Raw genomic sequence first — 13,159 nt, 5'->3', positions numbered from 1 at the left:
ATCACTAACTTGCTATTATGCTTTTATACGCTTTCGAAAACCCTTATAATCTTTTACAGAATGGTTAGCAAGCCAAGAAACAGATTATAAAAACAAGGTATGTCAAATGTCTGAAAAAGAATATGATGATGAAACGACGGTTGATAGTTTGGCAGATTTTGCGGAATATCGCTCACGTATGCGGAATGAGCGTGCTGATCTAATTGAGGAGCTTATTCAGGACGGGTTTGAGCAGGGGCATTTTGACAATTTGCCGGGGAAGGGGAAGCCACTCAACTTAAACAAAAATCCGTATGCCGCCGACATGGAGCTAGCAAATGAGCTGTTGAAAGAGAATGATTTGCCACCCGTCTGGATTTTGCAGCGGAATGAGATTTTGGCCAAAGTTGCTAGGCTGCGGGCTGAGATTGAGCGACAATGGACGTGGCACCAGCGGGAGTTTGGTGTTGCTAGTGTCAACAAGGATCGCCTGACAATTAGCTGGGATGATTATTGCCTGAAGTGGATTGAAGAGATTGCTGAACTGAATAAGGCAATTGATGCGTTTAATTTGAAACGGCCGTTCGAAAACATGGAAATCTTTAAGCTCACCATCGAAAATGAACTCAAGCGAGCCAATGCCCCGCGCTGGCTGCGTTAGATCGTTTCCCCTGGATAATGAATTCCCCACTGAGCCCGCAGATTATCCATGAGCTGCATCATATACAAGGTTTCATCCAGCGGCATTTGAGAGCTTTCTAATTTGCTATCTCGCAAACAAGCGTGCACTTCTTCAACTTCATGCGGGTAGCCATTGCCGCGAAAGGGTACGTTTACCGTTTGAGGTTCTTCACCATTTACGTGCAAAGTTAATTGGTCTGGTCGGAAAAAGATGTCGTGGACTTTGATATAGCCGCGATTCCCGACGATAAACGCTTCGCGGGGTTTGTTGACGCGCATACTGCTGGTTAGTTGGACGGTGATATTGCTGTTATAAATGAGGGTCATGGTGTTGAGTTCATCAACGTCCGTTTCCCCAATTTGCGCCTTGCCATAAACTTCATCAGGAAAACCAAACAGCATTGTCGTAAACGAAAGCGGATAAATGCCTAGGTCGAGCAACGCGCCGCCGCCCAATTCCCGATTGTATAAGCGGTGGGCGGGGTCAAAGGGCAAATTAAAGCAAAAACCCGCCTGTACCAGCCGCACATCGCCAATTACGCCATCGGCCAGCCATTGGCGCACCTGTGCCAGCGCGGGAAAGAAGCGCATCCAGATTGCTTCCATCAGAAACAAGCCTTTCTCGCGTGCCAACGCGATACATTCGGTCGCTTGCGGGGCATTGAGCGTCAGCGGCTTTTCGCAAAGGACGTGTTTGCCCGCGTTGAAGCATAATTTCATGTTGTCGTAATGCAAATTGTGGGGCGTAGCGATGTAAACGATGTCAATATTGGGGTCGGCGGCCAACGCTTCATAGCTGGCATAGCGGCGCGGGATGCGCCATCTATCGCCAAAAGCGTCGGCTGAGGCTTGTGACCGTGAGCCAACAGCCAACAATTCCGCATCTTCAACCACCTGCAATGCTTGCGCCATGCTCCCCGCGATATTGCCCGTAGCTAAAATACCCCAGCGAAACGCCATCACCCATCCCCCATTTTCAACACTGCTTTGAGCAGATTGGGCACGCCATTTGTCAAATCCTGGAAGGCTTGTTCCGTCTCGGCAAAGTCGTAGATCGTCACCAATGGTTCGGTGTGGATATGCCCTTGTTGCAAAAGTTCCATACCTTGCTGCATTGCTGCTACTTTTTCATCTTGGCGGCGAACGTGTCCGTTTACTACATCAATCGCTTTAAAGTTCCACTGCTGCATGTTGACAGTACGCAACCCATTGTTGGATTGATGGTAGCCAATGAGGATGATACGGCCGTGTTGCGTCACCAACTCTGTACACAAATCCACGGCGTTTTGTACACCTGCCGCCTCGATGACTACGTCAAATTCCCCGCGATTGGCTACAATTTGCTGATGAGAAACGGTCGTTGGGTCGTAAACCGCTGCTGCACCAAACTTTTGGCTCAATTCACGCCGCTCTGGCAGCGGATCGATGCCGCAGATAAAGCCCGCCCCCTGGTGTGCAGCCAACTGCTGGCAGATCAGTCCCATGAAGCCACAGCCTACAATCGCTACCCGATTGTCAGACTGAATGCCAAATCGGTTGGCCGCGTGGACGCAGCAGGCGATTGCTTCGCCTAGGGCAAATGTGGGATTTATCCCTGTGGGCAGCTTCACTAGCTCCTCTGATTGTGCCACAAAATAGTCACTGTATGCAGGCAGGCTAAGGGCAGTTACAAGATCGCCCGGGACAAAGTTAGTCACGTTGGGGCCAACGGCCGTTACTTCCCCACTGGCTTCATGTCCCAACCGATTGTAACTGTCTACGAAATCAGTCCGATTTTGGTATACAAATAGGTCGCCACTGCACACACCGCAGGCAAGCGTCTTGACCAAAATATCATTTTCTTTAAGTTTGGGAATAGGTTCTTCTTGAATTTTGAAGCCATCAAGGGTGAGTACGGCCGTTCTCATAAATTTTGCCTTCATTGCGCCCTTATTTGTCAGTTAATCAACAGTCAATCGCCCGTCCGGGTGCACGGTTATGGGCATCGGATCGGCAATTTTGCCAATAAAGCCGCCATTGTCTGTCCAGGAAAGAGAGGTCATCAACACCCAATTCCCCTCTGGATCGCGCAAAACCTTTCCTGCATAGTTCATGCCAAACGGATCGGCCAATAAGAAAGAATCCTCGATCATTTTGAATGGGCCAAGCGGGGAATCACCAACCAGGTAATGTGTGCCAGTTACATTGGCCGATGAGGCTCGCGCTCGTCGAGCGTTGGCATATTGTTCGTGACCCACACAAAAAATGAGGTACCAGCGACCAGAAATTTCAACCAATTGAGGTACTTCCAGATGGCCAAACTCCCCAGGGTGGGCAACGGGTGGCTGGCATTGCCAAGAAACAAGATCATCAGAAATTGCATGGGCAACAACCCCACGGGCTGACGGCTCTCCTTCCAATCCTCGCGCGGTGATGAAGGCATGGAAACGGCCATTGTGCCGGAAAACCCACGGATCACGCCAAGCCTGATCGTGCCAAAGCGATTGGTCTAGCTGCTCATACCATTTAGGATTGGCTTCTAGAACAGGATTGTTCTCATGCTTCTGCCAATTCATCAAGTCAGATGATGTCGCCAAACCAATTCGCTGAATGAGCCCCTCTTCAGCACGATTCACGCCCGTATAAAACATATACCAAAGCCCATCATGATAAATAATGCTGCCAGTCCACGTTGTAAAGTTATCCCATAAATCACTGCTTTCTGGGGATGGTGCCAATGCATCCGGCAAAACCTGCCAATTCACCAAATCTGTAGAAACAGCATGCCCAACAGACACGTGCCAATGACGCAAACGCTCTTCTTTTAAGGAGCGGGGCGCTTGCAGGTAAAAGATATGGTAATCGGCCCCATCTTGCGCACACCAAAAATCCCACACCCATTTGTCTGGAATATGCAGAGCCATAATTATCCTTTCACACCACTGCTGGCAACGCTACGCACAAACCATTTTTGGAAGATGAGGAAAATCGCTAGCGTGGGTAAGGTCATCAAGGCTGCAAATGCAAACCGATCTCCCCACAAAAATGGTGCTTGCCCATAAAGCGTGTTCATCGCCAAGGGGAGTGGCATAAATTCCGCGCCGCGCGTTACCATCAAAGGCCAAAGCAGCATGCCCCACTTAAAAATGAATTGCAAAATCGCCACTGTCGCAAAAACAGGTAAAGATAATGGCACAATTATTTGCCAATACATGCGGAACCGGCTGGCACCATCAACAAAAGCAGCCTCTTCTAAATCTTTGGGAATGCCAATAAAAAATTGGTAGAAAAGAAAGATAGAGAACGCATCTGCAATGAAGGGGATGATTTGAACGTGGTAAGAGTTTAACCAGCCAAACTCATTCACAACTTTGAGCAACGGTACAGCAATTGCCTCAAAAGGAATAATCATCAACGCGACAACAGCAGCCAAAACAAAATTACGTCCTTTCCACTGAATACGAGCCAGCGAGTATGCAATTAAGCTGTTGAAAAACAGCCCAAAAACAATTGTTAAGCCCACAATTAAAATTGAATTGCCAAAAGCAAGCGGAAAATCAACTCGCTCAAACACATCTATGTAATTTTGTAAGGAGAAAGCACGGGGAATAAACATCCAAATGGAGCCCATGTCCTGCGTGATTAGCGATTCTTCAGGTTGTAATGAGAGAACTATCATCACCACGGTTGGAAACAGGAAGAAGAACCCAAGTAAGACGAGTGCCGTGTAGCCTAAAAAGCTACTGACTCTTTTTTGCCAGGTCAGGCTGGCACGAATAGAAGGTGATTTTTGCATGGTTGTCGTCATGACACTACTCCACAGACCGATCCTCACTCAGCACACGTCGCTGAATTAAGGAGACAGCTAACACAATCAGAAAAAAGATGACGGTAATGGCTGAAGCATACCCAATGCGGCCTTGTTCAAACCCCATCACTTTGGTGTAAAAGACCATGGTTTGGGTCGAATTTTGTGGGCCGCCACGGGTTAATACCTCCACCTGTGCGTAAAGTTGAAAAGCCAAAATGGTTGTCGAAATCACAACAAACAAAGTTGTGTTACGTAACATGGGCAACGTGACGTTGAAAAATTGCTGCCGAACCGTCGCGCCATCAATTTGGGCAGCTTCGTATAGGGAGTATGGAATTTCCTGCAAACCAGCCAAGAAAATAACCATTTGGAAGCCAACGCCCTGCCAAATGGACAGCAGCATAATGGCACCAAATGCCAATCGATTGTCGCCGAGCCAATCTTGAGGGCCAACCAGGCCAAACGTAACAAAGTTCACAAATTGGTTGATGGTGCCGTTGGCACTGGCTTCATAAAGGAATGCCCACACAACGGAAACGACCACCATGGTGATTGCCACCGGGCTGAAATACAAAGTGCGAAAGAAGTTCACAAATTTGAGCTTTTGGTTGATTAACACGGCCAAAAGCAGCGCGAGTGTTGTTTGTACCGGAACAACGACCCCGACAAACAGAAAATTGTTGAGCAGGGCGCGGATGAACCGCTGGTCTTCAATCAAGCGTGTGAAGTTCCGCAGGCTTACAAATTCTGTGGGATTAGGACCTGGGACAAGACGTTGGTTGGTGAAAGAGTAGATGATTGCCATTACAAATGGCACTATGACAAAAACGATAAGTAAAATCAGCGCCGGGGACGCGAACAACCAAGCCAATCGGCCTTCAGTACGCCGCCAGCTTGTTCGGCGAACAGTGACTTGCGAAGCCATAGGATTGCCTCCTCTTAAATAAATAATTCTGTTATTTCGAAGGGTGTAAGGATTTGGGTTTGGCAGGGAGGGAAACGGCCGTTTCCTTCCCTGCATTCTACTTATTTAACGATTATTTTATCTGTCTGATTATTTATTACTCATACCCATTGTTGTCTTCAATATCCAAATCGATGTTTGCTGCGGCATCACCCAGGGCACTTTGCACATCACCTCCGGTTACGATGGAATCAATCGCAAACGAAAATTCACTGGTGATGGTTGCATAAGCTGGCGTAATTGGCCGCGGCACGGCAACTTCGGAGTTTAATTGCTGGATGAAAATGTTCAGATCGCCATCTTCACCATACAGTTCATCCCGTTGCTCCAGTGCAGAAAAGCGGGCAGGCACGGCACCATTGGCATCTGTCATGATCAAGATGTTCTCTGAGGCCAGCATGTAGTCGAGGAACGCCCAAGCACCATCTGGGTTTTCACAAGAGCTGGTGATGCCCCAGTTCCAGGAGCCCATGCCTGTTGCTGCACCATCACCTAAGTTTGGCATTGGAATCAAGATGGAGTCGTCGCCTAGTTCATCTTTGTGGGTGTTGTACATCCAGTGGCCAACCCAAGCGAGTGCAGAGATTTTTGAGCCGTAGAAATCGTCATCTGTTGTTTGCCCAGGATTAACGTAGCCTGCATCCACCCAGCTTTGTAGCGCGGTCATGGCTGCAACCGATGCATCCCCATCAAGGGTGCCAGAGGCGGCTTGGTAATCGTTGCGGTCAATAAGGTCGCCACCAAACCCTTGCAGAAGTGGTGAGAAACCATAAGTGTACCATTCACCACGACCGTAATTGAAATGCATATCCATGGCGTATTCAACCTGGGGCAGGGCCTGCAAAGCTGCAAGTGCGTCTTCAAACTCAGCCAACGACCAGGCATCATCAATGCTAGTTGGGATGCGCACACCCGCTTCTTCCAAATACGCTTTATTAGCATAAATTGCCAAACCGGAGTCGAATTGGCCTAAGCTGTACAGTTCGCCGTTGTAGGTGCCTTGGTTAACAATTGAAGGTAAGAAATCGTCCAGCATGGCGTCATCAGCGTAGCCTGTAATCGGCTGCAAAAAGCCAGACCAGGCAAAGTTGTAGAGCAGTGGACCATCAAAATCGAGCAAACAGGGCAAATCATTTGCTAGGGCCGCTGCATTTACCTGATCTGTGTACGAGCCATCAGGCAATTCTACAATTTCAACCACATAGGTATCCTGTGAAGCATTGAAGCCCGTGGCAATTGTGTTAATGGCATCTCGCTCGCCACCTTGACCAGCATGATTCCAAACCGAAATGGTAATTGGACCACTATCAGATTCCTCGGCCATCTCTTCGCTATCTTCTGATTCTTCAACGGCCGTATCAGATGTTGTATCCGCTTCATCCGCACTATCTGCCTCGTCTGAGCTGCCGCCACAGGCGACCATAACAAGGGCTAACAACAAAAGCAGCAATAAAGAATATCGTTTCATGTTCTCCTCCATTCGTAATGGTTTTAAGGACCTCTTATGCTGCGATACCCTGTTCCTGCTATAATTTTGGGGGCGCAGCATGATTAATTGGTGTCCTATCCTTTTAATGTGTTCGCCTTTTGAGAGATACTGTCTTCCGCTAAGTTGCCGGTATCTCTCATCGCATCCTTCTTCCTTATCTTCATCTTCTCTATTGCAAGAACACCTCCTTTCAAGCTTAACTTGACTCGCGGACAATGAGTGGACATTCCCATGTTTTTTTGTGCTTGTTTGCCGCAAATTGTTCGTTTGGATTCGCGATCAGTTCTATCAGGTGATTGACAGCCCATCGGCCCATTTCATAGTGGGGCAGTTCCAAAGTTGTTAGCGGGGGGCGGAAATATTCAGCAAAGTCTGGTTCATTGTCAAAGCCAACAATGGCAATATCGTTTGGGATTTTTATTTGACGCTCATTGAGCGCTTGGTAAACACCCATTGCCATCCGATCATGGAAGCAGAAAACTGCCTCAATGTCGGGTACTTGCTGAATTAATTGATTTGCCGCCCGATATCCTCCGTCCATACGTGATTGGTTTCGGATAATCCATAAGGGATTAAATTGAATACCTGCTTCAAGCAAAGCTTGACGATAACCAGCTTCACGCCCCGTAGATGCTGGCAGTTGGCCATCATGATTGATCATGGCGATTTTTCGATATCCTCGATTGATGAGATGCTGGGTTGCAGTGTATCCACCCAAATGTTCATCTGGCACCACAGACGGCAATGAATTGTCTTCAACATAACAATCAAGCAAAACAGAAGGGGTTGTGTAGATTGCCGCCGGGGGATTAACAGCTCGATGATACATGGCTGCGTAAACAATGCCATCCACCTGGCGGTCTAATAATGTTTCAACGGCCGTCTTCTTGAGATCTGGGTCGCGGCCTGTATTGATTGAAAGAAGCAGAATCTCTTGTTCCCAGGCGCGATCTTGGGCACCTTGAAGCATGTTGCCAGCAAATGGAGAGGTGCCGATTTCGTCTGAAATGAAGCCGATGGTGTGGGTTCGTTGGGAGCGCAAGCTGCGAGCCATCATGTTGGGCCGATAATCCAGCTCCTTGACTGCTTCCATGACCTTAGCGCGGGTGGAGTCGCGCACGGCCGTATCATCATTAAGAACGCGTGAGACAGTTTTGAAGGAGACGCCTGCTCGTTTGGCTACATCCTTAATTGTGGTCATCTAGTGATTATGTCCCTATCTCTTCCATTGACAACGTTGTCATACAGTTTACCCCAAAATGACAACGTTGTCAATATGCAACTTGTCTAACCTGCTGCTTGAGCGTTGGTGGCTTGGCGGTAAGGGGAATATAGCCGATATGCTGAAAAAGCTGCGCCAGCCACAATACGGTGCCGATTTACACCATTACCTGAATTAGTTGATTGAGGTTACAAATACTTAGTCAATGTGTAAATCTTTACGGACTTTGGGGAGCAGTTTCGGCGAGAACGGCCGTTACCACATCGGCAAACGGCGTCTCATTTGCCCAGGCCTCGGCGATGGCAATTATTTCTGGAGGAAGGCTCTCATGCAGTGCTGCCACCATTTGCTCCCCCATGATTATCGTCTCTTTATTACTTTTAGGATGCTGCTTGGCCACCAGGGCAAAAGACAGGGCACGTTGAGATTTCCCCTCCAACTGTAGCAGCAAGCTGGCCGTAGCGATTCCCCGCAGCAACGGCGGCAATAGCCCGTTCACCTGGCAAAGCTGCAACGATTCATGTAGATAAGCGCGTCCTGCTTCTATATTGCCCAAACGTGCCAAAACGCGGCCAATGCCGACGAGTGCCGTTGGCAAAACCGCCACATAATTAACCTGCTTCAGAATTTTGATGCCTTTCTGATACCAGTCACGCGCTTCCTCAAGGTGTTCTTCTCGCTCGTGGGTAATGGCGATATTCATGAGCGCGATACCCATGCCCGCCTGGTCGCCAATCTTGGCACAGATCGCGTAGCTTTCCTCGTACCGGGTACGCGCCTGGGCCTGTCGCCCCAATTCAGACTCGATGGTGCCAATATTGCCCAACACCAGCGCAGTGCTGTATTGGTTGTTCATTTGCTGGTAGATGGCCAGGCTTTCCAGATAGGCTGCCTGTGCTTCCTCGTAGGCACCCAAATCGGCCAGGGCGTTGCCCACGCCTGTGCTGGCACGGGCAATGCCTTGTAAATCATCGGCGCGGCGACAAATGGCCAGGCAGCGACGATAAATCTCAACCGCCTCTTCAAATTTACCTACGCCCTGTGCCGCGCTGGCCATCTTGCGTAGCGCCACGACCATCCCCTCTTCATCTTCTTCAGCTTCGTACAGGTTGTAGGCGTTTTGGGCATGTGCTTGCGCCTCTGTTAGATTGCCCAGTACGTCATTTACTTGAGCCAGCCCGATGTAGTTGGTGGCTAAATCCAGGGGCGTGGCGGCGTTGCGGCCGTATGCCAAACTGTCTTGGTGATGCGTAAGTGCCTGTTCAAATTGCCCCATGTAGGCCGCCAGGCTGCCCAACCGCGCCAGCAGGCGGCTCAATACCTGGTTCCGGTCGGCGGAATCAGAGGTAGCTTTTAATTTTTCCAGCGGCAGAAGCAACAAATCGTACCCTTCCTTAAACCAGGCGCGGGTATGGAAGATGGCATACAAGCTATTGATAAAACTTGAGAGCGCAGGAATATCTAGCGGATTGCGGGTTACGGCCGTTTGCCAGGCGCGGCGGCAATTTTCCAGTTCGGCCGCCAGCAAGGTCACCGTTTCACGGCGGGTTTGGGAGCGTAAATTTGGCTCGTGGGTTTGCAAGAAACGGCCGTAATACCGGCTGTGGCTATCCCGCGTGGCCGCTTCCTCAGCGTCGTCCCACTTGTCCAGAACGTGCTGGCGCAGCACCTCTAGCAAACCATACCGGTCGTTTGGCTCGTTGGCGCGGTATAGCAGTGATTTGTCCACTAGCGAACGCAGCATCAGCAAATTGGCACCGCCGATTTCCCGCGCTGCCTCGCGTGTAAAGCCCCCGCGAAACACCGCCAATCTTTGCAGCGCACCCTGTTCGGCTGGCGTCAGCAGCCGCCATGAATATTCAAATACAGCACGCAAACTTTGGTGCCGTGCGGGTCGCCCCGTTTCCGGCGCGGCCAAAAAATCAATATTTTGCTCAATTTCCTGGGCAATTTCGGCGCAGGAAAGCAGATGCACCCAGGCCGCCGCCAGCTCAATCCCCAGCGGCAATCCATCTACTAATTGGCAAATGTGGTGAACGGCCGTTCGCGTAGCGGCCGTTAGCGTAAAATCAGGCAAAGCACGACGGGCACAGGCGAGAAAAAAATGTTCTGCCACGTCATTATCGGTTAGCCCCATCAGGTCGAAGCTTTGCTCGGCGGGCAGGCGCAGCCGCTCACGCGAGGTTACCAACAGGGTGATGGCCGGGGCAGCTTGCAGCAGGCGACTGACAAATCGTACTGCTTCTGGCAGTAGGTGCTCGATATTGTCCAAAATGAGCAGCAATTCCTGATTTGCCAATGCCTGAAGGAGCTGGGATTCAGTGGCTGCCTGCCCCTGAAACGCCAAATTGAGGCTGTTGGCAATGGCCAGGGGAAGATCGGCGGCCGTTTCTACACTGGAAAGCGACACAAAATAGACGCCGTTCAAATAATCGGTTTGGCGCAGGGTGGCGGCTTCCAAAGCCAGCCGCGTCTTGCCCACACCACCAGCCCCTATCAATGTGAGCAGGCGACAGTTGGGCTGGTCAAGCGTTTGGCTAATGAAGGCCAGTTCCGACTGCCGCCCCACAAAAGGCGTGGCAGGCATGGGCAGGGGAGATGGTGTTGCTTGCTTGGCCGCCTGAATCCGCTGCTGAAGCTGCGTCGTTTCGGTTGCCGGTTCAACGCCCAGCTCTTCTTCCAAAATGGTGCGGCAACTTTCGTACTGTGCCAGAGCCGCATTGTGCTGTCCGTCCCGCGCCAGCAGGCGCATGAGCAGGCGGTGGGCTTGCTCACGCAGCGGGTCCAGGCCAATGAGAGCGCGGGCAAACCGAATGCCGGTGGCATATTCACGCTGGTGCAATGACGTCTGCACAATTTGCAGATGGGCTTCGATGGCCTGGTAACTAAGCTGCTCCCGCAAAACGGCCGTCCACTCTTCTAACCCCCGACTTTCGCGCACAAAGACGCCATCCAAAAAGGGGCCAGCGTACAGGGTGAGGGCGTCAGCCAATGACTGCGTATCGTTAGCCTGCTCGATTTGCTCGGTAAAGGTGAGGCTGTCTATCCATAGCGGTGCATCTGGCTGAAACATGACGGCTTGGCGGCTGATGGCGAGATACGGCCGTACCGCCTTTGGTAGCTGCGCCAGCAAGGCCCGTAAGTTGGCCATCGCCTGCTTGTGAGGGCGGTCGTCCCACAGCAACGTGGCTAAATTCTCCCGGCTGTGTTCCCGGCGATTAAGCGCCAGATACGCCAGCAGTAGCTCGGCTCGCCGCGCCGAAAAACGGAGAGCCTTTTCGTTTGGGATACTGATCTGGAGCCCACCCAACAGGTGGAAATGGAGCGATCGGCTCATGGTGGTAACTATGCGGACAACAAATAATCAAAGATTACGCAGATACAAGTTGTTAAAATCTGCGTAATCTGTTGATAAAAAGAGTATTTGGCTTTGGCTTGGCCGAATCAGGCTTGGTGCACACGGCAAAAATCTGAACCTTCAAGGGGGTGGTTGCGACATTGACGGCCGCTTTTCGTAGTGGCCTGACATTGCTCTGGTTGGGCGACGACGCGGGTTTTTACCGGAGCTTCTTCTTTTTTAGCAGTTTTGACGGCTTTAGCAGTTTCGGCGGCAGCCACTGCCTCTGCCTCATGCACCAGTGCCATCAACTCGTCAAACTCCGTGTAGAAGCCTTCCATAATTTCGTTGGGGTCTGGCACCAGGCCAGCGTCTGTGGCAACGCCCAGGAACACTTTGTTGGCATAGCTGAGGATGCTAATGCCCAAAGATACACGCCCTGATTGCGGCACCCAGAACATCAGCCCTTCAATTTCCTGCCCGGCCAGGTAGAGGGGCATGGGCGGGCCGGGAACGTTGGTCATAACGGCCGTTGTCTTGGAGCCAAACATGCGAACCAGCGTCCCTTGTAGCTCGTTGGGCGACATGCCCATGGCGCTAAGAATGCCCAACGCCACGGGTGCTTCTTTTGAGTTCTTTAGCTCCACCATGCGCTTGTGAACCTCATGCAGCCGCTCCAGCGGGTCGCCAATGCCCACTGGCAGCGAGAGGAACACAATGCCGAACTTATTCCCCAGGTCTCCCATCTGTTCTGGCGTGCGTAAATTCACGGGAACGGCCGCACGGAAGTTCAACCCGGCCACATCCGCCCCTCTGTTTAGCATGTAGCGGCGCAATCCGCCCGTCATGGCAGAAACCAGCACGTCGTTCACCGTGCAGCCCGTTACGTTTTTCACCGCTTTTACGTCGCGCAAGGAGAGTGGCTTGGACCAGGCAGCCCGTTTGGCCACGCCCAGTTCGCCCTTGAACAACGTTTTGGGGTCTGGCGAGCGCAAAAAGAGACGGCCTGCTGCCAATGCGGTGTCGGTACCTTTAAGCGCGAGTTCCATTGCATGAGCTGGATTTACCAACGCTTCTAAACTTTCAGAGGCGACCTTGCTTGTAGTTTCCCAAACCGTGCCTACCGCTTTGGCACCCTGTTGCACCAGTGCATTCAACATTGAGTTGCCGTTTTCTGCTGCTTCTTCACCTGAACTCTCTTTTCCGGTGGGCGGTGGAACGCCCGGCATCATGTCTGTAAGCGAGAGTAGCACAAACACCAATGCCATGCCGTCGGCAATGCAGTGGTGCAGGCGGCACATAATGGCGCAGCCATCACCATAATTTTCGATGAGGTGGTATTGCCAAAGCGGCTTGGAAAAATCAAGCGGCGTGCTCATGAGGTCGCTGACCATCTCTTGCAAGGTCGCTTTATCGCCGGGGGAGGGGAGTGCAACCCGATGCAGATGAGCGTCCAGGTTAAAGGTAGGGTCTGGCTCCCAGTAGGCAGGCGCAAACGGCAGCCGAGACTGCACTACGCGCATCCGAAACCGATCAAACGAGAGCAATTTGTGTTCGATGACGGCTTTAAGATGGTCAAAATCAACCAACTTTTTGAAGGTGATGATGCCAGAAACCATCATCAGGTTCGTGGGGTCTTCCATACGCAGCCAGGCTGCATCTACGGTGGTTAGCGGGTGAGTTTTTGGCATACGGCC

At 51.1% G+C, this 13,159-nt stretch carries 11 protein-coding genes; 2 read left to right on the top strand and 9 right to left on the bottom strand.

What is annotated here, in order from left to right; all coding sequences use genetic code 11:
* Nucleotides 1–106: 106 nt before the first annotated feature.
* Nucleotides 107–640: a DnaJ family domain-containing protein gene (locus tag ACOQPM_RS22020; RefSeq protein WP_420630545.1), complete on the top strand. Its 534-nt coding sequence runs from the start codon at nucleotides 107–109 to the stop codon at nucleotides 638–640.
* Here ACOQPM_RS22020 and ACOQPM_RS22015 read toward each other — a convergent pair.
* From ACOQPM_RS22015 to ACOQPM_RS21985, 7 genes are all read right to left on the bottom strand, one after another.
* Nucleotides 637–1,620: a Gfo/Idh/MocA family protein gene (locus tag ACOQPM_RS22015; RefSeq protein WP_420630544.1), complete on the bottom strand. Its 984-nt coding sequence runs from the start codon at nucleotides 1,618–1,620 to the stop codon at nucleotides 637–639. The two genes, ACOQPM_RS22020 and ACOQPM_RS22015, sit on opposite strands and share 4 nt — an antisense overlap.
* Nucleotides 1,620–2,582 carry a zinc-binding dehydrogenase gene (locus ACOQPM_RS22010; RefSeq protein WP_420630543.1) on the bottom strand — a complete coding sequence of 321 codons (963 nt, stop codon included), beginning with the start codon at nucleotides 2,580–2,582 and terminating at the stop codon, nucleotides 1,620–1,622. The genes ACOQPM_RS22015 and ACOQPM_RS22010 overlap by 1 nt, the downstream gene beginning before the upstream one ends.
* A gap of 18 nt (nucleotides 2,583–2,600) precedes the next feature.
* Nucleotides 2,601–3,563, bottom strand: a complete 963-nt coding sequence (locus ACOQPM_RS22005) for a glycosyl hydrolase family 32 (RefSeq protein ID WP_420632402.1) — start codon at nucleotides 3,561–3,563, stop codon at nucleotides 2,601–2,603.
* 2 nt (nucleotides 3,564–3,565) lie between these two features.
* Complete coding sequence (locus ACOQPM_RS22000; RefSeq protein WP_420632401.1) at nucleotides 3,566–4,447, bottom strand: carbohydrate ABC transporter permease; 882 nt, start codon at nucleotides 4,445–4,447, stop codon at nucleotides 3,566–3,568.
* Between the two features lie 4 nt (nucleotides 4,448–4,451).
* Nucleotides 4,452–5,375, bottom strand: coding sequence for a carbohydrate ABC transporter permease (locus tag ACOQPM_RS21995; protein WP_420632400.1), 924 nt, complete (start codon nucleotides 5,373–5,375; stop codon nucleotides 4,452–4,454).
* Between the two features lie 136 nt (nucleotides 5,376–5,511).
* Entirely contained in the window at nucleotides 5,512–6,882 is a 1,371-nt protein-coding gene (locus ACOQPM_RS21990) for a sugar ABC transporter substrate-binding protein (protein WP_420632399.1), read from the bottom strand.
* A 217-nt stretch (nucleotides 6,883–7,099) separates the two neighbouring features.
* The gene (locus ACOQPM_RS21985; RefSeq protein WP_420632398.1) at nucleotides 7,100–8,104 is read right to left on the bottom strand and encodes a LacI family DNA-binding transcriptional regulator; all 1,005 of its coding nucleotides are present in this window, start codon (nucleotides 8,102–8,104) and stop codon (nucleotides 7,100–7,102) included.
* Nucleotides 8,105–8,162: 58 nt separating this feature from the next.
* Between ACOQPM_RS21985 and ACOQPM_RS21980 the strand changes: the two genes are divergently transcribed.
* A complete protein-coding gene (locus ACOQPM_RS21980; RefSeq protein WP_420632397.1) occupies nucleotides 8,163–8,303 on the top strand; it encodes a hypothetical protein in 141 nt (46 codons plus the stop codon).
* Between the two features lie 39 nt (nucleotides 8,304–8,342).
* Here ACOQPM_RS21980 and ACOQPM_RS21975 read toward each other — a convergent pair whose 3' ends face one another.
* Nucleotides 8,343–11,462: an ATP-binding protein gene (locus tag ACOQPM_RS21975; RefSeq protein WP_420632396.1), complete on the bottom strand. Its 3,120-nt coding sequence runs from the start codon at nucleotides 11,460–11,462 to the stop codon at nucleotides 8,343–8,345.
* Nucleotides 11,463–11,569: 107 nt separating this feature from the next.
* Entirely contained in the window at nucleotides 11,570–13,153 is a 1,584-nt protein-coding gene (locus ACOQPM_RS21970) for a WS/DGAT/MGAT family O-acyltransferase (protein ID WP_420632395.1), read from the bottom strand.
* Nucleotides 13,154–13,159: the final 6 nt, after the last annotated feature.

The organism is Candidatus Leptofilum sp., assembly GCF_965223525.1.
Classification (GTDB): domain Bacteria; phylum Chloroflexota; class Anaerolineae; order Promineifilales; family Promineifilaceae; genus Leptofilum.
Note: the sequence above shows the minus strand (reverse complement) of the source record. Positions and strands in the feature narration are given on the sequence as shown.

Excerpts from the sequence above, each read along its gene's own strand:
- ACOQPM_RS21970 (WP_420632395.1), bottom strand. The coding sequence starts at position 13,153 with ATGCCAAAAACTCACCCGCTAACCACCGTAGATGCAGCCTGGCTGCGT.
- ACOQPM_RS22005 (WP_420632402.1), bottom strand. The coding sequence starts at position 3,563 with ATGGCTCTGCATATTCCAGACAAATGGGTGTGGGATTTTTGGTGTGCG.
- ACOQPM_RS22020 (WP_420630545.1), top strand. The coding sequence starts at position 107 with ATGTCTGAAAAAGAATATGATGATGAAACGACGGTTGATAGTTTGGCA.
- ACOQPM_RS22000 (WP_420632401.1), bottom strand. The coding sequence starts at position 4,447 with ATGACGACAACCATGCAAAAATCACCTTCTATTCGTGCCAGCCTGACC.
- ACOQPM_RS21990 (WP_420632399.1), bottom strand. The coding sequence starts at position 6,882 with ATGAAACGATATTCTTTATTGCTGCTTTTGTTGTTAGCCCTTGTTATG.
- ACOQPM_RS21980 (WP_420632397.1), top strand. The coding sequence starts at position 8,163 with ATGACAACGTTGTCAATATGCAACTTGTCTAACCTGCTGCTTGAGCGT.
- ACOQPM_RS21985 (WP_420632398.1), bottom strand. The coding sequence starts at position 8,104 with ATGACCACAATTAAGGATGTAGCCAAACGAGCAGGCGTCTCCTTCAAA.
- ACOQPM_RS21975 (WP_420632396.1), bottom strand. The coding sequence starts at position 11,462 with ATGAGCCGATCGCTCCATTTCCACCTGTTGGGTGGGCTCCAGATCAGT.
- ACOQPM_RS21995 (WP_420632400.1), bottom strand. The coding sequence starts at position 5,375 with ATGGCTTCGCAAGTCACTGTTCGCCGAACAAGCTGGCGGCGTACTGAA.
- ACOQPM_RS22015 (WP_420630544.1), bottom strand. The coding sequence starts at position 1,620 with ATGGCGTTTCGCTGGGGTATTTTAGCTACGGGCAATATCGCGGGGAGC.
- ACOQPM_RS22010 (WP_420630543.1), bottom strand. The coding sequence starts at position 2,582 with ATGAAGGCAAAATTTATGAGAACGGCCGTACTCACCCTTGATGGCTTC.